General features: G+C 73.5%; 20 protein-coding genes. 11 read left to right on the forward strand and 9 right to left on the reverse strand.

Annotation, left to right across the window (positions count from 1 at the left end; genetic code table 11):
* Positions 1 to 12: 12 nt before the first annotated feature.
* From CG719_RS26595 to CG719_RS26605, 3 genes are all read left to right on the forward strand, one after another.
* Entirely contained in the window at positions 13 to 255 is a 243-nt protein-coding gene (locus CG719_RS26595; protein WP_100571218.1) for a DUF397 domain-containing protein, read from the forward strand.
* Positions 256 to 379: 124 nt separating this feature from the next.
* A complete protein-coding gene (locus CG719_RS26600; RefSeq protein ID WP_100571219.1) occupies positions 380 to 1,282 on the forward strand; it encodes a universal stress protein in 903 nt (300 codons plus the stop codon).
* 195 nt (positions 1,283 to 1,477) lie between these two features.
* Positions 1,478 to 1,975 carry a hypothetical protein gene (locus tag CG719_RS26605; RefSeq protein ID WP_100571220.1) on the forward strand — a complete coding sequence of 166 codons (498 nt, stop codon included), beginning with the start codon at positions 1,478 to 1,480 and terminating at the stop codon, positions 1,973 to 1,975.
* Between the two features lie 86 nt (positions 1,976 to 2,061).
* Here the strand turns inward: CG719_RS26605 and CG719_RS26610 are convergent, their stop codons facing one another.
* Together CG719_RS26610 and CG719_RS26615 are read right to left on the reverse strand one after the other, a co-directional pair.
* Positions 2,062 to 4,044 carry an N-acetylmuramoyl-L-alanine amidase gene (locus CG719_RS26610; RefSeq protein WP_199836787.1) on the reverse strand — a complete coding sequence of 661 codons (1,983 nt, stop codon included), beginning with the start codon at positions 4,042 to 4,044 and terminating at the stop codon, positions 2,062 to 2,064.
* Between the two features lie 341 nt (positions 4,045 to 4,385).
* Positions 4,386 to 5,525 (reverse strand): aminoglycoside phosphotransferase family protein, encoded by a 1,140-nt coding sequence (locus tag CG719_RS26615; protein ID WP_100571222.1) that lies wholly within the window; start codon positions 5,523 to 5,525, stop codon positions 4,386 to 4,388.
* A gap of 233 nt (positions 5,526 to 5,758) precedes the next feature.
* Here CG719_RS26615 and CG719_RS26620 point away from each other — a divergent pair, with 233 nt between their 5' ends.
* Positions 5,759 to 7,252 (forward strand): DNA-binding protein NsdB, encoded by a 1,494-nt coding sequence (locus tag CG719_RS26620; protein ID WP_100571223.1) that lies wholly within the window; start codon positions 5,759 to 5,761, stop codon positions 7,250 to 7,252.
* Positions 7,253 to 7,273: 21 nt separating this feature from the next.
* Here CG719_RS26620 and CG719_RS26625 read toward each other — a convergent pair whose 3' ends face one another.
* On the reverse strand, positions 7,274 to 8,710 hold the full coding sequence (locus tag CG719_RS26625) for a PP2C family protein-serine/threonine phosphatase (protein WP_100571224.1): 1,437 nt from the start codon (positions 8,708 to 8,710) through the stop codon (positions 7,274 to 7,276).
* Positions 8,711 to 9,127: 417 nt separating this feature from the next.
* Here CG719_RS26625 and CG719_RS26630 point away from each other — a divergent pair, with 417 nt between their 5' ends.
* Positions 9,128 to 9,541: an SsgA family sporulation/cell division regulator gene (locus tag CG719_RS26630; RefSeq protein ID WP_100571225.1), complete on the forward strand. Its 414-nt coding sequence runs from the start codon at positions 9,128 to 9,130 to the stop codon at positions 9,539 to 9,541.
* A gap of 51 nt (positions 9,542 to 9,592) precedes the next feature.
* On the opposite strand, the gene CG719_RS26635 is transcribed toward CG719_RS26630, so the two are convergent.
* The gene (locus CG719_RS26635) at positions 9,593 to 10,693 is read right to left on the reverse strand and encodes a baeRF3 domain-containing protein (protein WP_100571226.1); all 1,101 of its coding nucleotides are present in this window, start codon (positions 10,691 to 10,693) and stop codon (positions 9,593 to 9,595) included.
* 433 nt (positions 10,694 to 11,126) lie between these two features.
* Between CG719_RS26635 and asnB the strand changes: the two genes are divergently transcribed.
* Positions 11,127 to 12,971 (forward strand): asparagine synthase (glutamine-hydrolyzing), encoded by a 1,845-nt coding sequence (asnB, locus tag CG719_RS26640; RefSeq protein ID WP_100571227.1) that lies wholly within the window; start codon positions 11,127 to 11,129, stop codon positions 12,969 to 12,971.
* Between the two features lie 30 nt (positions 12,972 to 13,001).
* Here the strand turns inward: asnB and CG719_RS26645 are convergent, their stop codons facing one another.
* On the reverse strand, positions 13,002 to 14,609 hold the full coding sequence (locus tag CG719_RS26645) for an alpha/beta hydrolase (RefSeq protein WP_100571228.1): 1,608 nt from the start codon (positions 14,607 to 14,609) through the stop codon (positions 13,002 to 13,004).
* Positions 14,610 to 14,881: 272 nt separating this feature from the next.
* On the opposite strand from CG719_RS26645, the gene CG719_RS37435 reads away from it, so the two are divergent.
* Together CG719_RS37435 and CG719_RS26655 are read left to right on the forward strand one after the other, a co-directional pair.
* On the forward strand, positions 14,882 to 15,547 hold the full coding sequence (locus tag CG719_RS37435; RefSeq protein WP_100571229.1) for a chaplin family protein: 666 nt from the start codon (positions 14,882 to 14,884) through the stop codon (positions 15,545 to 15,547).
* A gap of 134 nt (positions 15,548 to 15,681) precedes the next feature.
* Positions 15,682 to 16,458 carry a GNAT family N-acetyltransferase gene (locus tag CG719_RS26655; RefSeq protein WP_100571230.1) on the forward strand — a complete coding sequence of 259 codons (777 nt, stop codon included), beginning with the start codon at positions 15,682 to 15,684 and terminating at the stop codon, positions 16,456 to 16,458.
* A gap of 40 nt (positions 16,459 to 16,498) precedes the next feature.
* On the opposite strand, the gene CG719_RS26660 is transcribed toward CG719_RS26655, so the two are convergent.
* The 4 genes from CG719_RS26660 to CG719_RS26675 form a co-directional block, all read right to left on the reverse strand.
* Complete coding sequence (locus tag CG719_RS26660; RefSeq protein ID WP_100571231.1) at positions 16,499 to 16,765, reverse strand: GlsB/YeaQ/YmgE family stress response membrane protein; 267 nt, start codon at positions 16,763 to 16,765, stop codon at positions 16,499 to 16,501.
* A 102-nt stretch (positions 16,766 to 16,867) separates the two neighbouring features.
* Positions 16,868 to 17,440: a sigma-70 family RNA polymerase sigma factor gene (locus tag CG719_RS26665; RefSeq protein ID WP_100571232.1), complete on the reverse strand. Its 573-nt coding sequence runs from the start codon at positions 17,438 to 17,440 to the stop codon at positions 16,868 to 16,870.
* 124 nt (positions 17,441 to 17,564) lie between these two features.
* A complete protein-coding gene (locus CG719_RS26670; RefSeq protein ID WP_100571233.1) occupies positions 17,565 to 18,938 on the reverse strand; it encodes a cryptochrome/photolyase family protein in 1,374 nt (457 codons plus the stop codon).
* A gap of 147 nt (positions 18,939 to 19,085) precedes the next feature.
* Complete coding sequence (locus tag CG719_RS26675) at positions 19,086 to 20,618, reverse strand: SDR family oxidoreductase (RefSeq protein ID WP_100571234.1); 1,533 nt, start codon at positions 20,616 to 20,618, stop codon at positions 19,086 to 19,088.
* Between the two features lie 265 nt (positions 20,619 to 20,883).
* On the opposite strand from CG719_RS26675, the gene CG719_RS26680 reads away from it, so the two are divergent.
* From CG719_RS26680 to CG719_RS26690, 3 genes are all read left to right on the forward strand, one after another.
* Positions 20,884 to 21,240: a YciI family protein gene (locus tag CG719_RS26680; protein WP_100571235.1), complete on the forward strand. Its 357-nt coding sequence runs from the start codon at positions 20,884 to 20,886 to the stop codon at positions 21,238 to 21,240.
* Between the two features lie 328 nt (positions 21,241 to 21,568).
* A complete protein-coding gene (locus CG719_RS26685) occupies positions 21,569 to 22,945 on the forward strand; it encodes an RICIN domain-containing protein (RefSeq protein ID WP_100571236.1) in 1,377 nt (458 codons plus the stop codon).
* Between the two features lie 55 nt (positions 22,946 to 23,000).
* Positions 23,001 to 23,933 (forward strand): oxidoreductase, encoded by a 933-nt coding sequence (locus tag CG719_RS26690; protein WP_199836788.1) that lies wholly within the window; start codon positions 23,001 to 23,003, stop codon positions 23,931 to 23,933.
* Positions 23,934 to 23,944 lie beyond the last annotated feature (11 nt).

Here is a 23,944-nt window from a genome sequence, read left to right on the forward strand (position 1 = left end):
AGGAGCACGGACGTGGCCGAGAGCACTGTCCAGCAGCACCCGCTCGCGGGATGGGACAAGCCGGAACTGGATCTCAGTAGCGCGCAGTGGCAGTCCAGCAGCGGCGGCCTGGGAGATGTCCAGATCGCCTTCGTCGAGGGTTTCATCGCGATGCGCAACGGCGGCCGCCCGGAAAGCCCCTTCCTGATCTTCACCCCCGCCGAGTGGGGGGCGTTCATGTCAGGGGCACGGCACGGGGAGTTCAACCTCACCTGACCGGACGCGGATCAGGGGTGTTTCCCTCGCGTCCGGGGACAGGGGACCTTGAAAGCCCCGCCGGGGCCGGCGGCCGAGCGACGCCGGGTCCGCGGGGAGGTCTCCGTTCGGAGGAGAGGAACTCATGAGCACCCCACCGGTCGTCGCCGCCGTCGACGGCTCCGACGACAGCCTGCGCGCCCTGGACTGGGCCCTCGACGCCGCCCGGCGGCGCGACGCGCCCCTGCGCGCGGTCCATGTCCGGCAGTACGCGGCCCTGGCCCAGCCCGACATCCTCGTCGCCGGACCGCCCGGCGACGACGGCGATCCGGTGCTCGACCAGGCACGCGCCCATCTGGGGGAACGCGCCTCCGGTACGGAGGTCGAGTTCGCCGGTCTGGACGGCCTTCCGGGCGCGCTGCTGCCCGAACTGGGTGCCGAAGCCCAGCTGTTGGTGCTTGGCTCACGGGGGCGCGGCGGCTTCGCCAGTCTGCTCCTCGGCTCCAGCAGCCTGGCCGCGGCCCGCGACGCCGACTGCCCGGTCGTCGTGGTGCCGCGGCCCGGCCGCGAGGGGCACGGCGAGACGGCGGCCGGCCCGGGGCCGCGGGTGGTCGTCGGCGTCAATGCCGACAGCCCCGACGACGCCGTGCTCGACTTCGCCTTCACGGAGGCCGCCCGGCGCGGGGCCCGGCTCCAGGTGGTCGCCGCCTACCCGTGGCCGCCTCCGGCCTGGGTGGCCCCGGCGGAGGTCACCACGCTCATGGTCGACCAGGACGCCGTGGAGAACGAGACCCGAACCCTGACCGAGGACGTCCTCGCCCCGCACCGCACCCGCCACCCCGACGTGCCCGCCGAGCCCCACGTGGCGCCCGGCGACGCGGCCGGCCTGCTGGTCGCCGCCTCCCGCGACGCCGAGCTCGTCGTGGTCGGCCGCCACCGCCGGCGCCTGCTGTCACCGGCCCGCATGATGGGCTCGGTCACCCAGGCCGTCCTTCTGCACGCGGCCGGCCCCGTCGCGGTGATCCCTCCGTCACCGCCGGAGGAGTGACGCCGGTCACTCCGCTGCCCCCGCACTCCTCACCCGGTCGTGCGGCGCTTCTCACCCACGCCGGTCGGGCCGGTGCGCCGGGCTCCCCCCGGCGCACCGGACGGACCGCCACGCACCCGGGCACCGGGTGATTCCACCCCCGGTCGGTGGCCTCCCTCACGCCGCCGGGCCGGGCGGGGCACGTACCATGGCGGCATGTCGTTCCTCCGCCGCCGCCACGCCACGCCCGCCGGGCCCGACTTCGACGTCCTGGCCATGGATCCGGGCGACTGGCCCGGCAACCTGGGCGCCGGTCTGCTGCCCGCGCCCGACGGCACCTGCCAGGGCGTGTTCCTGCGCTACGACCTGTTCGGCGGCCGCGGCACCGCGATGATCATCGGCAACCTGCCCGAGGGCTCGGCGGCCCGTGAGGTCGCCGAGGGCGAGGTCCCCTTCGAGGTGGCGCAGCTCCTGCTGGCCCTGGAGAACGACGAGGAGGTCACCGTCGTCGGCAGCGAGGACATGCCGGTGCTCCAGGGCGACAACCTCCTGATCGTGCGGCGGCTGAGGCTCTCCGAGAGCCGTATCTCCTGCGTGCAGTTCGACCGCAGCGACGGCGTCCTGGTCACCATCGCCGCCTGGGACCGGCCGATCACCGACGACCTGTACGCCCTGCTCAAGCCGCTGCCCGCCGAGCTGTTCCAGCAGGGCTGACCCGCCGCGCGAAAGGGCCGGCCCCCACGGGACCGGCCCCTCACGTCGTCCTCGTACCCTCTTCGTCCTCGTACGCTGTCGGCCCGCTACCGGGACGAGCGTTCCACCTGCACGTCCGCGGCCCGCACGAACGCCACCCGGTGGCCGAACTGGACCTCGTAGTACATGTCCTTGCCGACCACCACCCGGTGCGAGTCCGTGGTGAAGGTGGCCGAGTAGTAGTACTCACCCGGCAGCAGATCGCCCACCACGTACCTCTGTCCCGCGAGCAGCTTGTACGGCAGCGGCGACACCGCCTGGACGGGCACGCCCGCCGGGTAGGCCCCCTCCTCCGGGTAGGCCCTCCCGTACACCGGCACGCTGTCCAGCCCCGCCTTGGGCGTCACCACCGTGCCCGCCGCGTTCACCGCCGTCGGCTTCTTCGCCGGGTTCTGGAACCAGGCCTTCTGGCCCAGGTACCAGATCGCCGTCCAGTCGCCCTGCCGGTCGGCGACCGCGTACTGCTGCCCGGTCTCCACCCGCGAGGCCACGTCGTTCACGTCGGTCGTCGACGGGCCGCCGTCCGGCCTCAGACCGATGTCCTTGATCAGCGGCGAGGAGGTGTCGGGCTGCGAGTACAGCCGCACCTCGCTGGAGCCGTGCGCCGCGCACGGCTTGCCGCTGGTGACGCAGCCCGTGTACTCGGGCCGGTTGGCCGCGTAGTCGGGGCGGATGGTCACCAGGCCGCCCTTCTTGCCCGCGGACGGCTGGAAGGGGTGGCCGAGCAGCTTGAAGTAGTGCCGCCAGTCCCAGTACGGGCCCGGGTCGGTGTGCATGCCCGGGATGTTCGGCGTGGTCGTCGCCGGCACGGTGTCGTGGCCGAGGATGTGCTGCCGGTCCAGCGGGATGTCGTACTTGCGCGCGAGGTACTTCACCAGCCGCGCCGAGGACCGGTACATCGCCTCCGTGTACCAGGCGTCCGGCGAGGCGAGGAAGCCCTCGTGCTCCAGGCCGATCGACTTGGCGTTGATGTACCAGTTGCCCGCGTGCCAGGCGACGTCCTTGGCCTTCACATGCTGGGCGATGTGCCCGTCGGTGGAGCGCAGCGTGTAGTTCCAGGACACGTAGGTGGGGTCCTGGATCAGGTTGAGGACGCCGTCCCAGTTGCCCTCCGTGTCGTGGATGACGATGTACCGGATGGACTGCGCCTTGGGCCGGTCGCCCAGGTCGTGGTTGCCGTAGTCGTCCCCGCCGAACTCCTCGTACGGCGCCGGAACCCACTCGCAGGCCACCGAGGCCGGGCACTCCGTGCCCGCCGCCGAGGCAGGGGGCAGGGCCGCCCGCGTCAGCTGGGCCTTGCGGGGAGCGATGCCGGGCCGCGCGGCCAGGACGATCCGCTGCCCCGAGTCGGTGGTGCGCCGCTCACCGGAGCGGATCACGTTGTACACGTCGTCGGCGTAGGCCGCCGCCGTCGCGCTGTCGTCCGCGCCGGAGTAGCGGGCCACCGCGCCGTACCAGTCGGCCGGATCCCCGCTCAGCGGTTCGCCGAGCTTCTTCTGGGCGGCCGCCAGCAGGGCCGCGCCGCCCGCGATGTTCGCCGACTCGTCCTCACGCAGCCGTTCGGCGGGGATCCCGGTCAGCCCTGCCGCCCGGGGCAGCGTCTTCAGCCGGGCGGGCAGGGCCGAGTCCGACGGCACTTCCGCCTCGGGGTGCAGGGCGGCCCGCGCGTCGTCACCGCGCGCGTCCTCCGAGCCCTCGGTGTGGTGCGGGGCCGAGGCGAGCGCGGTGCGCGCGTCGGTCAGGTGCATCGGACCGTAGCCGCCGGTCACGCTCGGGGCGCCGCCGTGCCCGTCCCAGCGCGACTGCAGATAGGACACGCCCAGCAGAACGCTGAGCGGCACGTGGTACTCGGTGGACGCGGACGCGAACGCCCGCTGCAACCGGCCGGTGTCGTCCGTGGCGGCGCCCGCGGACGGGGTGCCGCCGAGCAGCGGCAGCAGCAGCGCGGCCGAGGCGACGACTCCCGCCGCGGTGCGCGCGCTCCTGCGTCCCGGCATGGTTCTGGGGTCGGTGGTGGCGGATCCTCGCAATGCAGCCTCCTGGGGCGCTCGGGCGTAGCGGGGCGTGCGGGGCCGGCGTGGATCAGTGGTACCGGCTGCCCGACGATCCGTCAATCATGCGCACAGCAAGGCGATTTCCCATGTCAAGCAGCATCTCGGCGAGTTTCGCCACGGCACGCCCGAGGCCTGCGCGGCGTCAGTGGCTTACACCAATGGCTCCTACGGCCACTGCTCCGAAAGAGGTGATCCGAAAGAGGTGAACTCCCGAGCGCGACGAACTCGGAAGGAGCCGCACGAGAGCCGGGCAAGGGCGGGCACGACAAAGGTCCGCGGGCACCCGATGCGGGGTGCGCCGCGGACCGTCGTCCCTGTCAGCGGGTGCCGACCGCCGCGCGCACGGCCCGGCGGGCCAGCTGGCAGTCGTCGTGGAGCCGCCGCAGCAGCAGACGCTGTTCCTCGCCGGACGGTACGGCACCCGGGTGGGCCGTACCCGGTGCCGCCGGGGCAGTGTCGTGCAGGGAACGCTGCACGGCCGTCTCGTACGTGCGGATCTCCCGGGTGAGCACGAGCATCAGATTCACCAGAAACGCGTCCCGCGAGGCCGGGCCCGCCGACTGGGCGAGCTGGCTGATCTGCCGCCGCGCGAGCGGCGCGTCCCCGAGCACCGACCACAGTGTCGCCAGGTCGTAGCCCGGCAGGTACCAGCCCGCGTGCTCCCAGTCCACCAGTACGGGACCGGCCGGGGAGAGCAGGACGTTGGCGAGCAGGGCGTCGCCGTGGCAGAACTGGCCCATGCCCTGCCGGCCGGCGGCGTGCGCGATGCCGTGCAGCAGCTTCTGCAGGTCACCCAGATCCCGGTCGGTGAGCAGACCCAGCTCGTGGTACCGGGAGATGCGGGCGGCGTAGTCCAGCGGGGCGTCGAACGTGCCCGCAGGGGGCCGCCAGGCGTTCAGCCTGCAGATCGCGCCCAGGGCCGCCCCGATGTCCGCCCGCGGCGGGGCCTCCACCGGGTGCCGCTGCAGCGCGGCCACCCGTCCCGGCGTCCGCTCGATCACCAGCGTGCAGTTGTCCGGGTCCGCCGCGATCAGCCGGGGCACACGGACCGGTGGCCGGTGCCGGACGAACGAGCGGTATGCGGCTATTTCGTGCCGGTAGCGCTCCGCCCACGCGGGGGAGTGGTCGAGTAAACACTTGGCGACAGCGGTGCCGCGCCCGATCGTGCCGACCAGGAGCACGGACCGCCCGCTGCGGCGCAGCACCTGCACCGGAGCGAACTCCGGGCAGATCCGGTGCACCGAGGCGATCGCGGTGCGCAGTTGCGCGCCCTGAGGGCCGGACAAGTCGAGTCTCCCGCTCAGCGGTTGCGTGCCGGGCCCCACGGCGTGCCGCGTCCGGCCGGCACCGAGCGCGGGGGCCGCCGGACGCAGGGGGTCGAGGTAGGGGCCGCCGACGCCCGGACGGGGACGCAGCGACCGGGGCGGGGCGGACACGGAGGACGATGCTGCGTACATGTGGCGGGACCGATCCCTTCGTGTGCCTGCTGCTTCAGCGCCTCCCGGCCCGGACGCCCGGGTGCACCCTGGGGAATGTCCCTCGGCGACCGGGTCGGGGTGGCGCTTTCCTACCTGACACCCGGCGCGCACTGGCACACCATGTGGCGCACCCTGGCGAACCCTGGCGAATAGTCGCCCGGCAAGTCGCGGCGGGTCTACTGTCAACTCAGCCGAGTACCTGGGGGCTTGACGTGACAGGACAACCCAACACCCGTCTCGCGGACCTGTTCGGCCTGGCCGGCTGGTCCAAGGGGGAACTCGCGAGGCTGGTCAACCGGCAGGCGGCGGCCATGGGCCACCCCCAGCTGGCGACCGACACCTCCCGGGTGCGGCGCTGGATCGACATGGGAGAGATCCCGCGCGATCCGGTGCCACGGGTGCTGGCGGCCCTGTTCACCGAGCGTCTCGGCCGTGTCGTGACCATTGAGGACCTCGGTCTGGTGCGGCACGGGCGTACAGGGAAACGGCAGGGCGACGGGAGCGAGGAACATCCCGACGGAATGCCGTGGGCGCCCGAGCGCACCGCCGCGGTCCTCACCGAATTCACGGGAATGGACCTCATGCTCAACCGACGCGGCTTGGTGGGCGCGGGCGCCGCGCTCGCCGCGGGCTCCGCAATCAGCAGCGCCATGCACGACTGGCTGCAATCCGATCCGACACTCAAGGCCGACACCCCCGCCCTCGACCATCCCCTGCACGCCGACCCCGCCGGGTACGACCGCTACGACGCCGCCCCCATCGGGTCGCAGGAGATCGAGGAACTCGAACGCTCGGTGGAGGTGTTCCGGGCCTGGGACGCCGCCCGCGGCGGCGGGCTGCAACGCAAGGCGGTGGTCGGCCAGCTCAACGAGGTGGGCGGCATGCTCGCCTACCACCACCCACCCCACCTCCAGCGGCGCCTGTGGGGCGTCGCCGCCAACCTCTCCGTCCTCGCCGGCTGGATGTCCCACGACGTCGGCCTGGAACCCACCGCCCAGAAGTACTTCGTCATCGCCGCCCACGCCGCGAGGGAGGGCGGCGACCGGCCGCGCGCCGGGGAGGCACTGTCCCGCGCGGCACGCCAGATGGTGCACCTGGGCAGGCCCGACGACGCGCTGAACCTGATGAAGCTCGCCCACTCCGGCGCGGGCGACCGCCTCCAGCCGCGCACCAAGGCCATGTTCCACACCATCGAGGCCTGGGCGCAGGCCTCGATGGGCAAGGGCCAGGCGATGCGCCGCACCCTCGGACGGGCGGAGGACCTCTTCGTCTCCGACACCGGCGACGCGGAGCCGCTCGACTGGATGCAGACCTTCAAGGACGAGGACCTGTACGGCATGCAGGCGCTCGCCTACCGCACGCTGGCCGAGCACGACCCGGACGCGGCCGTGCACGCCCAGCACTACGCGGAGAAGGCCCTGGCCCTGCGGGTCGACGGACGCGAGCGGTCGAAGATCTTCGACCATCTGTCCATGGCCTCCGCCTGCTTCATCGCGGACGACCCCGAACAGGCGGACCGGTACGCGCGGTTGGCCCTGATGGCGATGGGCTCGAACTCCTCCCGGCGCACCTGGGACCGGCTGCGCGAGATGTACCGGCTCACCGCCGAGTACGCCACCTATCCGAAGGTCGGCGAGCTGAGGGAGGAGATCCGGCTGGCGCTGCCGGGGCCGAAGGGCAGGAAATCCGGGAGCGCGCCGGCGTAGGGTTCCGGTCCCGTACGCGGGTTACGAGGTCACCCGGGCGACCAGCACACAGGCGTCGTCCTCGCGCCCGGTTCCGGCGAACTCCTCCACGACCGTCCGTACGCACTCCTGCGCGCCGCGCGCCGCGATGAACCGCGGGGCCAGGCCGAGCAGGCGGTCTGCCGCGGTGGCCGTTCGTCCCTCACGCCCGGCCGTGCCGGCGCGCGGGGACCCGCACCGGGGCGCCGGTGTCTCGGTGTGCAGCAGGAGCAGGTCGCCCGGCTCCAGGATCTCCTCGGCCTGCCCGTAGGAGGCTCCGGAAGCGGTGCCGAGCCGGACGCCGTCCGGGGCGTCCAGCATCCGCCCCGTCCCGCCGCGGAACAGCAGCGGGGCGGGGTGTCCTGCCTGCGCCCAGGTCAGGGTGCGGGTGGCGGGCCGGTACCGGCAGCAGACGGCGCTGCCGGCGGCCGGCTGCCCGGTGGCGTCCAGCAACTGGTCGAGCCAGGTCATCAGCTGTTCCGGCCGGGCCCCCGCCATGGCCATGCCGCGCAGGGCGCCCAGCAGCATCGCCGCGCCCGTGGTCGCGTCCGGCCCGCGGCCGGTGAGTCTCCCGGCACCGAGCAGGGTGTCGCCGTCGGGCAGCCCCATCGCGTCGTACCAGTCGAACCCGGCCGGGGTGCCGGTGGAGGACGGCAGGTGGTGGGCGGCCAGGTCGAGCCCTGGGCGGCCCCGGTGCGGGAGCCGCAGGAAGCCACGCCACGGGGGGAGCGCGGCCTCCTGCGGCTCGACCGCGAGCCGGTGCCCGGTCTGCGCGCGATGCCGGTGGCGGTGCAGCGAGTCACGGGTCTCGCGCACGGCCGACTGACTGAGCCGCAGTTCGCTGACGTCCCGCAGCACCGCCCACATCGAGGCGGTGCCGCCGTCGGCGTCGAGCACGGGCTCGCCCATCATGTGCACCGCGCGGACGGCTCCGTCCGGCCGCACGATGCGGAACTCCCCGTCGATCGGCTTGGCGTCGACCAGGCAGTCGGTGACCATGGCGGTCAGCCGGGGCCGGTCCTCGTCCAGCACCACGGAGGGCAGTTCGTCGAGGGTGAGCGGGGGAACGGCCGGGTCGCGGCCGAGGATCCGGAACAGCTCGCCCGACCAGGCGGCCTCGTCCGTCAGCAGGTTCCACTCGGCGCTGCCGACACGGCTGAGGAGCGAGCCGCGCGGGGCGGCGGAGGGTGCGGCGGGCACCGGTGGCGGGCCGTCGCGCAACTGCGCCAAGTGCGTGTCCAGATCATTGAGTTGACGCATCGCCAGATCGCACAGCGCACGCTCCCACCGGCCCCGCGGATCCGATGCGTCGCCCTGCGCGTCCCGCCGTACGGCGTCCATCCCGCCCCTGAGCCGGCGCGCCTGCGATATCAGCGCGTCGACCGGGCCGCCCCCGGGTGGCTGGGCGGGGGAGCGGTCCGCGGAGACATGGGGCGGCATGGCGCACTCCGATGCGGGGACGGTTCGGCCGGGGCGGCTGGAGGGGGCGCTACGACTGTGGCACAGCCGACGGCGCCCTGTAAGGGATTTGGCAAGACGCGACGCGAGGGTGCACCTGGCATATGCCACAGTCTCCCCAGGGCGGCTGACCGGCACTTTCTGTGTAGCCGCACCGGTGGCCGAGGCGTAGACGAGGTACGCGATTTGACGGTCGGCCGGAGGCGGTGCGCGGACGCTCAAGCGTGTGTTCTACGGCCGTCTGTTCCCTTATTGCGAGCCGCTCACGGCCGATCAACGGCAGAGTGACGCAGCTCACATGAATTGGTGGGCTGTCCGGCGTAATGCGAACGGCTCCAGCGCACTCCCAAGGACAACGGCACAACCGGCCGACCTGACGACTCACAGGGGAGACCGACCATGGACACCACCCTCGAACAGACCGCCCGCGCCCGTCTGATCACCGCGGAAGGACGGGAAGTCTCCGTACCCGCCGTACTGCGCTACGTGTCCACCGACCCGCTGGCCGTGCACATGGACTTCCCGCCCGAGGTCTCCCTCGACGGCGAGGCGGTCTCATGGACCTTCGCCCGCGTCCTGCTGGAGGAGGGCATCGAGGGCCAGGCCGGCGCCGGGGACGTGCACCTGTGGCCGTGCGGAGGGTCCCGTACGGTGCTGGAGCTGCACTCGCCCTCGGGTCTGGCCCTGCTCCAGTTCGACACCCCGGCGCTGCACCGCTTCCTGCTGCGCAGCTACGCCGTGGTCGCCCCGGGGCAGGAGGACCTCACCGCGGCCGTCGACCACGGCCTGAGCACGATCTTCGGCACCGTCTGAGCCGGCCACCCCTCGCCGCCGGGCGCCACCGCGGGCGCCCGGCGCCGGGCCTCAGTAGCGCAGCACTCCGGCGATCCCCTGCGCGTCGCCGAGGGTGCCGTCGGGGACGAAGCGCACGTCGGCGCCCGTCTCCAGGCACTGCTCGACGATCTCGTCCACGATGTCCTCACGGGCTCCCGGTTCCTCGCTCCCGGCCGGAACCAGATGCCCGCCGGCGGAGTCGCGCATCGTCACGCGGTAGTTCTCCTCGACGGCCAGCAGCCGGACGCGGCCCTCCCGCGCGGTCTGCCAGACCTCGTCGACACCGGCCGCGTACTCCTTGCGTCCGCGGGCCGCCTCCAGTTCGCGCGCCACCGCCTCCGTGTCGCCCCGCGTCCTCTCGTCCCGCACGGGCCCGATCGCCCGCCACACCGCTTCGGGGGTGGCGTGCGCCAGACCGCCGTGCTGGACGGACACCGCGCACTGGGCGACGCTGCCGACCTCCTCCAGCGCGGACAGCGCGGCCGGCTCGCCCGTGATGTACACCCGGCGTGGATGCTCGCGCAGGACCGTGCTCATCGCACTGTCCGCCTCCCGCAGGAACTGGCGGGTGCTCTGGTCGCGGAACGTGCTCGGCTCGTCGCCGATCTGCATCCGGCGTTCGGCGTCGAAGTTCTCGACGAGCTTCCTGGTCAGCGGGAAGCCGCCGGTGTGGTCCTCCGTGACCCGGTCGACGCCGCCGCTCCACAGCGTCACGCGGTCCGCGGAGACGGACAGGACCCAGAACGGGCGCTCGGCGGTCCGCGCGGAGACCAGGTTGCGGGTCAGGAAGGTGTCCGAGAGGACCACGCGCTCAGGAACGGCGCGGGCCAGCGACCACACCTGGTGCTCGCCCGGGGCGGCGAAGATCACCAGCCCGTCCTCGGCGTACGTCAGGTCCACCTCCGCGAGGGCTTGGTCGAGCTGCCGGAAGACGTCGTGGCGTTGCTCCCGGCCGACCTGCGGGTTGGCCTCAAGCTGCCGCTTGGCCTCGGCCACGACATTGCGCAGCCGGACCGGATCCTGTGCGTTGTCGGGCTCGCGGCGGTGCGTCGGCGTCAGCACCGAGACCGCGGGGTAGGGGCGCGGACGCCGCAGCTCGGCGAGGATCGAGGGACTCAGCTCGTGCTCCATGACAGCACGATAGGTCCGATTCGCGCATCAGGCATTCGGGGCAACTCGGCTGGCGCTCGGGCGCATTCGCTGCTACGGCCGCGGAGGCCCGGCACGCCCCGCGGCGCGCCCGCCCGAGACCGTCCGGGCCGCCGGCCGCACCGGCCCGGTGCGGCCGGCGTCGGAGGAGCCCGCGGACCCCGCGGACCCCGCGGACCCCGCGGACCCCGCGGACATGGATAAGTCTTTGCCCTTGGCCGGTTCCCACTGCCGCGCCCCAGGTGCGGGGCCCTTTCCGCGCTGTTCCGGGAGCAAAGCGCGGCCGGAACCAGCGGGTCGTGACGGCATCCGGGTGAAGCCCGCGTTGACCGCCACCGCCCCGGTGGCACACGCTCGACATATAGGTGCTCCATGCAACTGGTTCTCCGGCGGGCCGGAGGGCGGGAGGTAGCGGATGTGCGGCATCACCGGCTGGGTCTCCTACGACCGTGACCTGAGGGCCGAGGACGCGACCCTGCGCGCCATGACCGAGACGATGGCCTGCCGAGGCCCCGACGACCGCGGCACCTGGGCCGAGGGGCCCGCGGCCCTGGGACACCGCAGGCTCGCGATCATCGACCTGCCCGGCGGCCGCCAGCCGATGACCGCCGGCACACCGGACGGCACGGTGGCCCTCGTCTACTCCGGCGAGGCCTACAACTTCACCGAGCTGCGCGCCGAACTGGACGCCCGCGGCCACCGCTTCGCCACCGACTCCGACACCGAGGTCGTCCTGCGCGGCTACCTGGAGTGGGGCGACGAGGTGGCCGAGCGCCTCAACGGCATGTACGCCTTCGCGATCTGGGACGGCCGCCGCGGCGAGCTCGTCATGATCCGCGACCGGATGGGCATCAAGCCCTTCTACTACCGGCCCACGCCCGACGGCGTCCTCTTCGGTTCCGAGCCCAAGGCGATCCTCGCCCACCCCATGGTCCGCCCCCGGGTCACCCTGGACGGGCTGCGTGAGCTGTTCACCTTCGTCAAGACCCCGGGCCACGCCGTCTGGGACGGCATGCACGAGGTCGAGCCCGGAACCGTCGTCACCGTCGGCCGCGACGGCCTGCGCACCCGCACGTACTGGCGGCTGCGGACCCTGCCCCACCCCGATGACCGCGACACCACCGTCGCCACGGTGCGCACCCTGCTGGACGACATCGTGCGGCGCCAGCTCGTCGCCGACGTGCCCCGCTGCACCCTGCTCTCCGGCGGCCTCGACTCCTCCGCCATGACCGCGCTGGCCGCCCGCCGGCTGGCCGAGCAGGGCGAGAAGGTGCGCAGCTTCGCCGTCGACTTCGCCGGGCAGACCGACCACTTCGTCGCCGACGACCTGCGCGCCACCCCCGACACACCGTTCGTGCACGACGTGGCGCGCGCCTCCGACACCGACCACCAGGACATCGTGCTCGACGCGGACACCCTGGCCGACCCGGAGATCCGCCGCAAGGTGGTCCGCGCCCGCGACCTGCCGATGGGCTTCGGCGACATGGACTCCTCCCTGTACCTGCTCTTCCGCAGCATCCGGGACCACTCCACCGTCGCCCTGTCCGGCGAGTCCGCCGACGAGGTCTTCGGCGGCTACCAGCACTTCTTCGACGAGGAGGCGCGCCGCGCCGACACCTTCCCCTGGCTGGTGCGATTCCTGCGCGACTTCGGCGACGACGCCGGTGTCCTGCGCCCCGACCTCGCCCGCACCCTCGACCTGCGCGCCTACGTCGCCGACGGCTACCGCACCGCCATCGGCGCCGTCAGCCGCCTCGACGGCGAGAGCGACTTCGAGTTCCGGATGCGCCAGATCTGCCACCTCCATCTGACCCGCTTCGTCCGGGCCCTGCTCGACCGCAAGGACCGGATGAGCATGGCGGTCGGCCTGGAGGTCCGCGTCCCCTACTGCGACCACCGCCTGGTCGAGTACGTCTACAACGCTCCCTGGGCCCTGAAGTCCTTCGACGGCCGGGAGAAGAGCCTGCTGCGGGAGGCGACCGCGGACCTGCTGCCCAAGTCCGTGTACGACAGGGTCAAGAGCCCGTACCCGTCCACTCAGGACCCCAAGTACGCCCTCGCCCTCCAGGAGCACGCCAAGGACCTGCTCGGCCGGCCGGGGCACCCGGTCTTCGACCTCGTGGACCCGGAAAGGCTGCGCCGCCTCGCGCACAGCGACACCGATCTGGGCGGCAACCAGGCGGCGCGGCGCGGTCTGGAGCGGACCCTCGACCTGGCCGTCTGGCTGGACATGTACCAGCCGCAGATCGTCACCGCCTGACCCCGGCCGGCCGTACGACCCGCCGACCGGTCAGCCGCTCGCGTCGGGCTCCCGGTCCGCGCCGCAGGAGCTGCCGTCGGCCGGCAGGGTGCCGTACAGCAGGAAGTCGTTCACCTTCCTGTGCACGCACCGGGAGGACAGGTACCCGGTGTGCCCGTCGGCCCGGTTGTCGAGCACCACGGCGGACGAGCCGAGCCGCCGCGCCGTCTCCAGCGTCCAGCGGTACGGGGTCGCCGGGTCGCCGCGGGTGCCCACCAGCAGCATCCTCGCCGTGTCGACGTTCTTCACCTTCTCGCGGATGAAGTCGGTGCCCTTGGGGCGGCCGTAGCACATCAGCAGCTCGTTGAGCCGGGCGCGGCCGAAGACCGGCGAGGCCCGCCGGTACTCCGCGCTCAGCCGGCCGAGGTCCCCGGTGAGCCGAGCGGCGCCGGGCCGGTCGGGATCGTCGGCGCAGTTGACCGCCAGGGTCGCGGCGGGCTGGTTGTCCGGCGGGATCTCGCCCGAGCCGACCAGCCCACCGTCCGCCGGACGCGGCGCGCTCCGCCGTCCCGGCAGGGTGCCGCCACCGGCGGAGAAGGCCTCGACACCGTGTGTGTCGCCGTCCTCCACCAGGGAGGCGATCGCCCGTTCCAGCGAGGGCCACAACCGCTTGCTGTAGAGCGCCTGCCCGATCGCCCGGGCGAGGTCCTGGCCGGTCAGCTTCCCGCCGGCCCCGTTCGGCACCGGGTTCTCGTCGAGCGAGCGGACGAGCCGTACGACCTGGTCGCCGGCCGCGCGGCGGTCGTCGCCCCACGGGCAGGCGATGTCCCGCACACACCAGTCGAGGAAGTGGTCGAGCGCCGTCTGCTGCGCCTCGGCGGCGACCAGCCCCTGCCGCGCCGGCGGCTCGGTCAGCGTGTCGACTCCGTCGAGGGCCATCCGGCCGACCCTGCCGGGGAACAGCGCCGCGTATACGGCGCCGAGCCGGGTGCCGTATGAGAAGCCCAGGTAGTCGAGCCGGTCGTCGCCGAGTGCCTGACGCATCACGTCCAGGTCCCGGGCCGCGTCGACGGTGCCCATGTGCGCCTGGACCGGGCCCGAGCGCCGGGCGCACTCGGCGGCCGTTCGCTGCCAGGCCGTGAGTTTCTCGCGGGCGACCTTCGGGTCGCCGAGGTCCCCGTTCCCGCCGATCGCCCGTGTGGCCCGGTCGTCGGTGCCCAGGCCACAGCCGACCGGAGAGGACCGGCCGACGCCCCGCGGGTCGAAGGAGACCACGTCGTAGCCGTTGGTCAGGTCCAGGAACCGCTTGCCGTCGGTGGTCAGCCGGGGCACGCCCGCGACGCCGGGACCGCCGAAGTTGAGCAGCACCGAGCCCCGGGAGGGGCCGGTGGCCCGGTAGCGGGCCAGGGCGAGGGCGAGGGTGCCCGCGCCGGGGTGCGCGTAGTCGAGGGGAACGGTGACCCTGCCGCACTGCATGTCCTTCGGGGCGCCCGCCTCGCACGCCGACCAGGCCACCTTCTGGCGGTAGAACCGGCTCAGGCCGCTCGGCGAGCCGCCGTCGTCCTTCGCGGGCAGTCCCGCGCCGAGGAGGACGAGCGTGACGGCCCCGAAGCACGCGCCGCGCCGGGCCGCGCGCCGCGTCGACAGCTTGGCCGGCATGGGCGCCTCCAGCAACGTTCCGCCGCGGACCGGGAACAGGCCTCGGCTCACCCTAGGCGGACCGTCCGGCCGCCGCCTCCCAGAGGGCGCGGGCCGCCGCACGGGTACCGCCCGCAGGGCCCACCGCCCCCGCGTCGGCGGCTTCGCGCGCCGTTCGATAACAGGCCCCCCGAAGGGGTGAAAGGGCGGCAGGCCATAACCCTGAACCTTTCACCAGCGTTTTACGGGGTGCGGGTGAGCGCCCGCGACCATGTCTGGAAGGCAGGAAACCTATGAAACGGGTCACGCGGAACAGTGTGATCGCCGTGGCCGCCGCCTCCGGCGCGATGGCGATGGCGATGCCGGTGTCCGCCTTCGCGGCGGACGGCGGCGCCGTGGCGGAGGGTGCCGCGGCCGGCTCGCCCGGTGTGCTCTCCGGAAACACCGTCCAGCTGCCGGTGGACGTTCCGATCAACGTGTGCGGGAACACCGTGGACGTGGTGGGGCTTCTCAACCCCGCGGCGGGCAACCGGTGCGCCAACGCGTCCGCCGGGAGGGATCGGACGCCGACGACCGACGGTGCGGTGGCACAGGCCACCACGCACGACTCCCCCGGGGTGGTCTCCGGCAACACCATCCAGTTGCCGGTGCACGTTCCGGTGAATGTCAGCGGCAACAGCGTGAACGTGGTGGGCATCGGCAACCCGGCCTCCGGCAACACGTCCACGAACACGCCGGGCGACCACGTCACCCCGACGCCTCCGCCGCCCGTGCGGTCCTTGCCGCAGCCGGTGCCGCGGCACGTGACGCATCCCCGGCCCGTGTCCGTGCCCCGGACGCAGGTGTCGCTCGCCCACACCGGCGCGGACCAGACCGCGCCGGTGATGGCCGCGGGCGCGGCCCTGGTGCTCGGCGGAGCGGTCCTGTACCGGCGTTTCCGGCCCGCCGCGCTTCGCTGACGGATCCGCGCCCGCGGCGGAGGCCCACCGGACACGTGTCCGGTGGGCCTCCGCCGCGGTGCGGGCCCGACGGCCGCGGACCCCGCACCGAAAACCTGTTGCCGAGGACGTCCGCGCTTTGGTCCAGTTGGCGTATGGATCACGCTGCGGTACTCGCCCTGTACGACCGGGACCTGCGCGAAGGCGCCGAACCCGACGGTTCCGGCTCACGCGTGGAGCGCGCCGGGAAGGTGGTGCGCCAGATCGGCTCGGCCCAGGACTGGAACGGCGTGCTGTGGTCGGACCTGGACGAGTCCTCCGCGGACGCCGCGATCGCCGAGCAGACAGCCCGCTACGGCGAGTCCAGCCTCGCCTTCGAGTGGAAGGTGTACGGGCACGACCAGCCCGCGGACCTCGGCCGGCGCCTCCTGGCCGCCGGCTTCGCGGCCGAGCCGCAGGAGACGCTGATGGTCGCCGAGATCGCCGAGCTGGACCTCGGTACCGAGCCGCCCGAGGGCGTGCGCCTGCGCACGGTCACCGACGAGGCGGGTGTCGATCTGCTGGTCGGCGTGCACGAGCAGGTGTTCGGTAGGGACGGCTTCCGTCTGCGCCACCGCCTGCTCGCCGGGCTCGCCGCCGAACCGGACACGCTGGTCGCCGTCGTCGCCCTCGCCGGTGACGTGCCGGTGAGCGCGGCCCGGATGGAGCTGCTGCCCAGGACGGGGTTCGCGGGCCTGTGGGGCGGTGGCACCCTCGAGGGCTGGCGGGGCCGTGGCGTCTACCGCGCCCTCGTCGCCCACCGCGCCCGTGTCGCCGCCGACCGTGGCTGCCGCTACCTCCAGGTCGACGCCTCCAGCCGCAGCCGCCCCATCCTCGAACGCCTCGGCTTCACCGCCCTGACCACCACGACGCCGTACGTGTACGAGCCCTAGAGAGGTCCTGAGCCCGGCGGTCCAAGCGGGGCCGCCGGGCTCAGCGGTGCCCTGCCTTCGCCCGGTCCAGCATCGACACACCCAGCGCGGCGAGGGCGATCTGGATGAGCCATTCGATCCAGTCGACGCCCTTGGTGTCCGCGACGCCCAGCGCCGAGGCGATCGCCGCGCCGACCAGCGCGGCCACGATGCCGATGAGGATCGTCCAGAGAACGCCTATGTGCTGGCGTCCGGGAACGACGAGCCGTCCCAGGACACCAATGATCAAGCCGATGACGATGGCACTGATGATGCCCGTGATCTCCATCTTCCGCCCCTCTGCGTCGTGACCCCCGCGCCCTTTCGCATTCCCGCTGGAACCGGAGCCACACCGGTCGGGTTCCGCCGCCCCGCCCGGCACCGTCCCTTCTCAGGTCCCCCGTGGCATGGCGTACGGCTCCTCACCGCACGCCTGCTGCTGGAGGCGGCGCCGCAGCTCGTGCAGGCCCCGGCGGGAGTGGCTCTTGACGGTGCCCAGCGGCCAGCCGGTGCGCGCCGCGATCTGGGTCTGGGTGAGGTCCTCGAAGAAGGCCAGCCGCAGCACACGGCGCTGGGCCGCCGGGAGCCGGTCCAGCTCGTACCCGACCAGGACGCGGTCGAGGGCGGCCTCCGGCCGGCCGTCGGCCGGATCGGCGGAGCCCAGGGCCGACCCGGCGGCGGCGACCAGCTCCCCGCGACGGGTCCGGGCGGCCAGCGCGTCGGCGATCCTGCGCCGGGTGATGCCGACGATCCACCCGGCGAGCGGGCCGCGCTCGGGCCGGTAGCCGTGCCTGCCCCGCCAGACGCCCAGGAAGACCTGCTGGGTCACGTCCTCCGCCTCCTTGGCGTCTCCCAGGGACCGCCAGGCCAGCGTGTGCACCAGCGCCGACCAGCGGTGGTAGACGGCGGCGAGGCAGGCGTCGTCGCCCGCCACGAGGCCACGCGCGAGGTCTTCCGGTGTCATGACGACGGCTCCTGTGACGGCTCCCCGGGGCACGCCCCCGTACCACCATCGTGTGATCGCCGGCCGCTCCCCTCAACTCGCATCGCTTCCGCACCGTTTTTCCCAGGGCGCCGAGCGCGGCTCCTCAGCCGCGGTCGCGGGCGCGTTTGAAGCGGGCCAGCCCGTCGGACAGTTCCACCACCGGGTCCGGGTAGTCGAGGGCGGCCCGGGCCGCTCCCTGGAGCTTCCACGGCTCGTGCACGGCCGGCCCGTCCAGCCCGGAGAGCTCAGGCACCCAGCGGCGTACGAACGTGCCGTCGGGGTCGTACCGCTTGGCCTGGGTGACGGGGTTGAGCACCCGGTTGGGCCGGGTGTCCGTGCCGGTGCCCGCCATCCACTGCCAGTTGAGCTGGTTGTTGGCGAGGTCGCCGTCGACCAGGTACCGCAGGAAGTGCCGCGCACCCACCCGCCAGTCGACGTACAGGGTCTTGGTGAGGAAGCTCGCGGTCAGCAGACGGCCCCGGTTGTGCATCCAGCCCTCGTGCAGCAACTGGCGCATGGCCGCGTCGATGATCGGATAGCCGGTGCGGCCCCGGCGCCACGCCTCGACGTCCTCGCGCGCGGACCGCTCGGACCGCCACCGGTCGTGCTTGGTTCGGTAGTCGGCACTCGCCGCCGCGGGCCGCGCCGCGAGCACCTGGCGGTGGAAGTCGCGCCAGGCGAGCTGCCGTACGAAGGCCTCCGCGCCCGGACCGCCCGCGCCGCGCGCCCGGTGCACGAGTTCGAGCGGGGAGAGGGTGCCGAAGTGCAGATGGGGCGAGAGCCGGGACGTGGCGTCGCCGGCCAGGTCGTCATGGCGCTCCTCGTAGGCGGCGACACCCGAGCGCAGCCAGGCCGCCAGCCGCCTGCGGCCCTCCGTCTCGCCGCCCGGCGCGAGGGCCGCCGACAGGTCCGCGGCGGGCGGCCGGGAGGGCAGCTCACCGGAGACGACGCCGTCCGGGACGCGGACCGTGCGGGGCGCGCCCAGCGGAGCGCGCAGCCCCTGCCGCGACCACTGCCGGAAGTAGGGCGTGAAGACGGCGAAGTGGTCCGAGGAGGACGGCGTCAGCGTGCCGGGGGCGACGGCCGTGGTCACCGTGTCGTGCACGTGCAGCCTGCGCCCGTCCGCCGCCAGGGCGCGCCGCAGCCGCTCCTCGCGGTGGTGGGCGAAGCGGCTGACGTCGGCCGCCAGGTGGACCTCGTCGGCGTCGGCCTCGCGGGCCACCTGACACACCCGCTCGACGGGGTCGCCGCTGCGGACGACAAGCCTGCCGCCGCGCCGGCGCAGTGCCGCGTCGAGGTCGTGCAGGCAGTCGGCGAGGAACGCCAGCCGGTTCGGGGCGGCGAATCCGGCCCCGTCCACCGCCGGGTCGCGCACGAACAGCGGGACGACGTGCCGGGAGCCGTCGAGAGCGGCGCGCAGCGGCGGATGGTCGTGCACCCGCAGGTCGGCGGTGAACAGGACGACCGAGACGTTCATCGTGGGGTCTCCGTGGAGGGGACGGGACGGGGAAGGCTGGACGGACCGCTCCGGACGGTCCGGGACGCTCCGGTCGCCCCGGATCACTGCGGACGCGCTGGGCGCTCCGGATTGCTTCCCGCGCGGGGCGTCCGGCGGATGCGGGCGTCAGCGGACGGAGGTGCGTTCCCCCGAACGGGTGAGCCGGGCCTGCTCGGCCGCCGCCCCGGCGATGTTGCGGGCCATCCCGCCGAACACGACCGCGTGGAAGGGCGAGACGCTCCACCAGTAGGCGTGCCCCAGCAGCCCGTGCGGATGGAACACCGCGCGCTGGCGGTACAGCGTGCGGCCCTCGGCGTCGGTGCCGACGCGCATCTCCAGCCAGGCCAGGCCCGGCAGCCGCATCTCGGCCCGCAGCCGGAGCAGCCGTCCCGGTTCGATCTCCTCCACGCGCCAGAAGTCGAGCGAGTCACCCGCCCGCAGCCGCTGCGCGTCACGGCGCCCCCGGCGCAGCCCGACCCCGCCCGCCAGCCGGTCGAGCCCGCCGCGCAGCGCCCAGGCGAGGGGGAAGGAGTACCAGCCGTGGTCGCCGCCGATGCCTTCGACGACCCGCCACAGGGCCTCGGGCGGCGCGTCCACCGTGCGTTCCCGCCGGTCCGTGTAGAGGCTGCCGCCGGCCCAGTCGGGGTCGGTGGGCAGGGGATCGCTGGGCGCGCCCGGCACCGAGGCGGACGACCACCGGGTCGTCACCTGCGCCTCGCGGACCCGTTGCAGTGCCAGCCGTACGGCCTCGTCGAAGCCGATCGGATGACCGGGCGGGTCGGGCACGTACCGCAGGATGTCGTGCTCCCGGCAGACGACCTCGTGGCGCAGCGACTCGGCGAGCGGGCGCGCGATGGCCGCGGGCACGGGGGTGACCAGGCCGATCCAGTGGCTGGACAGACGGGGGGTGAGGACCGGGACGGGGACGATCACCCGTCGGGGCAGGCCCGCCACCGCCGCGTACCGCAGCATCATGTCCCGGTACGTCAGGACGTCCGGCCCGCCGATGTCGAAGGCCCGGTTCACGTCGTCGGGCATCCGCGCGCCGGCCACCAGGACGCGCAGGACGTCGCGCACGGCGATCGGCTGGATGCGGGTGCCCACCCAGCTGGGAGTGACCATCACGGGCAGGCGCTCGGTGAGGTAGCGCAGCATCTCGAAGGAGGCGGATCCCGAGCCGATGATGACGGCGGCGCGCAGGACGGTGGTCGGCACCCCCGAGGCCAGCAGGATGCGGCCGACCTCCGCGCGCGAGCGCAGATGCGGGGACAGCTCCCGCTCCGGCACACCGGCCGGGGTCAGGCCGCCGAGGTAGACGATCCGCCGCACGCCCGCGGCCCGGGCCCGTTCCCCGAAGACGCGCGCGGCCCGGCGGTCGGTCTCCTCGAAGTCCTTGCCGGTGCCCAGGGCGTGCACCAGGTAGTAGGCGACGTCGACGTCCCGCAGGGCCGCGGCGACCGACTCAGGGTCGGTGACGTCGCCCCGCACCACCTCCGTACGCGCCGCCCAGGGATGGTCGCGCAGCTTGCCCGGGGAGCGGGCCAGGCAGCGCACCCGGTTGCCGGCGTCGAGCAGTTCCGGGACCAGCCGGCCGCCGATGTACCCCGTGGCGCCCGTCACCAGGCAGCGCGGGCCGTCGCCCGTGTCCTCACTGTTCATAGGCCTCGGTCCCTCGTGCGTAGGTGCCGTGTGCGTCTCCGGATCACTTCCACCGGGACGGCCCTCGTGGATGCGGGCACGGCGCTTTCCGTGGGCCGATCGCGTGGCCGTGGCTGCCGCGCCGCGAATGGGCCGATCGCGTGGCCCCCGCTGCCGTGCCGTGGCGGCCGGGGAAGGGATCTGGCCGAGGCCGTCGGCGAGGTGCCGGTGCGGGGCCCACCGTTCGAGCGAGAGGTGGGACGACGGCACGACGTCAAGGAGAATCATGAAGTACTACCTGCTCAGCGTGATTCAGCCGGCCGAGGGCGAGCCGCCCGCGGCCGAGGCGCTGGCGCGGATCATGCGCGAGGTCGAGGGGTTCCACCAGGAGCTGCGCGAGGCGGGCGCCTGGGTCTTCGCCGGCGGGCTGCACGGCCCGGAGACCGCCGTCGTGCTGCGCCCCGGGGACGGTGAGGTACGCGTCACCGACGGTCCCTACACCCAGGGTGCCGAGTACCTGGGCGGTCTGTGCCTCATCATGGCGCCCGATCTGGACGCGGCCGTGGAGTGGGGCCGGAAGGCGAGCCGGGCCACCACCCTCCCCATCGAGGTGCGGCCGTTCCTGCACCCGGCCGGGGACTGACACCGGGCGCAGTGGCCATCCGGCTGGTCTACACCCTTGACCGGTACAGACCAGTGCGGTTGAGTGCCCGCACCCCCCACCGCGGCCGCCCCCACAGGTGCCCGGTACCACCGGCGCGTGCGCGCGAGAACCGGCTCCGTCCGGCCTCGCGGGGGTGCGGCCGCGCTTCGCGGATTCTCGAACTCCCGCCGGGCGCCGACCGGTTCCGCTGACGTCCGGCCGTCCCCCGTGGTGTCATGCCCCTGACCATCCTGGCCGACGGTGTCATCGGCCGCCGGGGCGCGGCCCCGGGGCGACGGCCACCGTCCGGACGAAGGGCAACACCGCCATGCGCACCCCCCACGCGCTGCTCGCCACGACCGCGGCGCTCGCCGCCGTCGTGGCGTCCCTCGCATCCGCTCCCGCGAACGCCACGGCACAGGCTCCCGCCGCCGGGGCGTACTACGTCCAGAGCGTCACGACCGGCCTGGCCGCGGCGGCCGCCGGTGCCGGCGCCGTGGAACAGCACAACCCCAGGGGCGACGAGGACCACCAGCAGTGGAACCTGAGGGCGAACGGACCGTCGTACGTCCTGGAGAGCGCCGACCTGGCCGGCACCTGTCTCGGCCGCTCGGGCGACCGGGCACGCACCGTCGCCTGCGCCGACGCGGAGGCGGCCTGGGAGATCGCCCCGGCCGGGGACGACCAGTACACGCTCAAGTCGCCCGGCGCCGACCGCTACCTGACCGTCGCCGCCAAGCCGTCCGGCGCCAACTACCCCGCCCCGCTGGCCGTCGGACCCGCGGGCGACCTGGCCCGCTGGTATCTCACGCCGGTGACACCGGCCACCCGGCCCATGCCGCCGGCGGACCAACGCACCCTCGACCAGGTCACGTTCCTCACCGCTCACAACGCCTACGCCAACGGGGTCGACGGCGGTTTCGCCCCGCCGTTCGTCAACCTCTTCCCCAACCAGAGCCGTGGCATCGACCAGCAACTCGCCGACGGCGTACGCGGGTTCATGCTGGACATCCACCAGACCCCGGACGGCGCGATCCTCTGCCACAACAGCTGCACGCTGGTCAGTAGGCCGGTCGCCCTGTGGGTGGACCTCCAGCGCATGGTGGACTTCCTGGCATCGCACCCCGACCAGTTCGTCACCGTGTTCCTGGAGGACTACGTCGATCCGGGCGTCCTGCGCGCCGAACTCGCCCGTGTGCGCGGCCTTTCCGACGTGCTCTACCGGCCCGACCTGACCGGCGTCCGGAACAACGGCTGGCCCAGGATGGCCGACCTGATCGCGGACAACCACCGGCTGCTGGTCCTCACCGACCACAGCCGCTCGGCCGACGAGGCGGCGGGCCTGACCCGGGACGGCTTCGGCGTGATGTACCAGCGCGAGTGGACGGTCGAGAACTACTGGTCGATGGGCGCGGGCCTCGGCACGTCGGACTGGTCCTGCTACAGCCGCTGGTACGGCGCCGACCTCAACATCCCGCTGACGCACACCGAACCGCGCTTCCGGCCGCTGTTCGTGATGAACCACTTCCGGGACAGCACGAGCAGCGCCACGACACAGACCGACAACGGCAAACTGGCCGACCGCGCCCGGCGGTTCTGCGAGCCCGCGGCACGCAAGAAGCCCAACTTCCTGGCCGTGGACCGCTACGACCTCGGCGACCCCGCGGCCGCCGTGAACGCGCTGAACACCCACACATATCCGTGACATTCGGCTGTACGGCGCACGCGATCGCGACACGCGGGTGTGCGAGACTCCGCCGATGACCTCCGAAACGATCACCGCGGACGCCGCGGGCACCTGGGAACTCGGCGACCTGCCCGTCCACCGCATCGGCCTCGGCGCGATGCGGCTGACGGGCAGCGCCGCCTTTCACCTCGGTACCCCGAGCGACCGCAACCGCTCGATCGCCGTCCTGCGCCGGGCGGTCGAGCTCGGCGTGAACCACATCGACACGGCGGCCTTCTACTTCTCCGCCCGGCGCTCCGCCAACGAACTGATCAACAGCGCCCTGTCGCCGTACCCGGACGATCTGGTCGTCGTCACGAAGGTCGGTCCGTTCCGGAACTGCTCGGGGGAGTGGGGCCCCTCCGCGCGCCCCGACGACCTGCGCGGCCACGTCGAGGAGAACCTGCGACAGCTCGGCCGCGACCACCTGGACGTGGTGAACCTGCGCCGGATGGGCCAGGACTCCATCGCCCAGCACTTCGGCGCGCTCGCCGAACTGCGCGAGGAGGGACTGATCCGCCACCTCGGCCTCTCCGACGTGGAGCCGCGCCACCTCGAGGAGGCCCGCGCCATCGCGCCGGTGGTGTGCGTGCAGAACCGCTTCGGGCTCGATTTCCGCGACCCCGGCAGCGACGAAGTGCTGCGGGTCTGCGGCGAGGAGGGCATCGCCTTCGTCCCGTTCTTCGCCATCGCCGGCGAGGGCGGCTCCAAGGGGGCGGCGGACGGCGCCCACGACGAGGAGGTCGCGGCCGTCGCCCGGGCCCACGACGCGACACCCGCACAGGTACGGATCGCCTGGACCCTCCAGCAGGGCCCGCACGTCCTGGCCATCCCCGGCACCGGCAACCCCGACCACCTCGTGGAGAACGTGGCCGCGGGCGCCCTGCGCCTCACCGACGAGGAGATGGCCGGGCTCGACGCGCTGCACACCGGGACCGGCGACGGGACGGGCGAGGGGACCGGCTGAGCGGCGTCCCG

It is taken from the genome of Streptomyces sp. CB01373, from assembly GCF_002803075.1.
GTDB lineage: Bacteria > Actinomycetota > Actinomycetes > Streptomycetales > Streptomycetaceae > Streptomyces.

Coding starts and splice junctions, on each gene's coding strand:
- CG719_RS26600 (WP_100571219.1), top strand. CDS start 380: ATGAGCACCCCACCGGTCGTCGCCGCCGTCGACGGCTCCGACGACAGC.
- CG719_RS26605 (WP_100571220.1), top strand. CDS start 1,478: ATGTCGTTCCTCCGCCGCCGCCACGCCACGCCCGCCGGGCCCGACTTC.
- CG719_RS26615 (WP_100571222.1), bottom strand. CDS start 5,525: ATGTACGCAGCATCGTCCTCCGTGTCCGCCCCGCCCCGGTCGCTGCGT.
- CG719_RS26625 (WP_100571224.1), bottom strand. CDS start 8,710: ATGCCGCCCCATGTCTCCGCGGACCGCTCCCCCGCCCAGCCACCCGGG.
- CG719_RS26630 (WP_100571225.1), top strand. CDS start 9,128: ATGGACACCACCCTCGAACAGACCGCCCGCGCCCGTCTGATCACCGCG.
- CG719_RS26635 (WP_100571226.1), bottom strand. CDS start 10,693: ATGGAGCACGAGCTGAGTCCCTCGATCCTCGCCGAGCTGCGGCGTCCG.
- asnB (WP_100571227.1), top strand. CDS start 11,127: ATGTGCGGCATCACCGGCTGGGTCTCCTACGACCGTGACCTGAGGGCC.
- CG719_RS26645 (WP_100571228.1), bottom strand. CDS start 14,609: ATGCCGGCCAAGCTGTCGACGCGGCGCGCGGCCCGGCGCGGCGCGTGC.
- CG719_RS37435 (WP_100571229.1), top strand. CDS start 14,882: ATGAAACGGGTCACGCGGAACAGTGTGATCGCCGTGGCCGCCGCCTCC.
- CG719_RS26655 (WP_100571230.1), top strand. CDS start 15,682: ATGGATCACGCTGCGGTACTCGCCCTGTACGACCGGGACCTGCGCGAA.
- CG719_RS26660 (WP_100571231.1), bottom strand. CDS start 16,765: ATGGAGATCACGGGCATCATCAGTGCCATCGTCATCGGCTTGATCATT.
- CG719_RS26665 (WP_100571232.1), bottom strand. CDS start 17,440: ATGACACCGGAAGACCTCGCGCGTGGCCTCGTGGCGGGCGACGACGCC.
- CG719_RS26670 (WP_100571233.1), bottom strand. CDS start 18,938: ATGAACGTCTCGGTCGTCCTGTTCACCGCCGACCTGCGGGTGCACGAC.
- CG719_RS26675 (WP_100571234.1), bottom strand. CDS start 20,618: ATGAACAGTGAGGACACGGGCGACGGCCCGCGCTGCCTGGTGACGGGC.
- CG719_RS26680 (WP_100571235.1), top strand. CDS start 20,884: ATGAAGTACTACCTGCTCAGCGTGATTCAGCCGGCCGAGGGCGAGCCG.
- CG719_RS26685 (WP_100571236.1), top strand. CDS start 21,569: ATGCGCACCCCCCACGCGCTGCTCGCCACGACCGCGGCGCTCGCCGCC.
- CG719_RS26690 (WP_199836788.1), top strand. CDS start 23,001: ATGACCTCCGAAACGATCACCGCGGACGCCGCGGGCACCTGGGAACTC.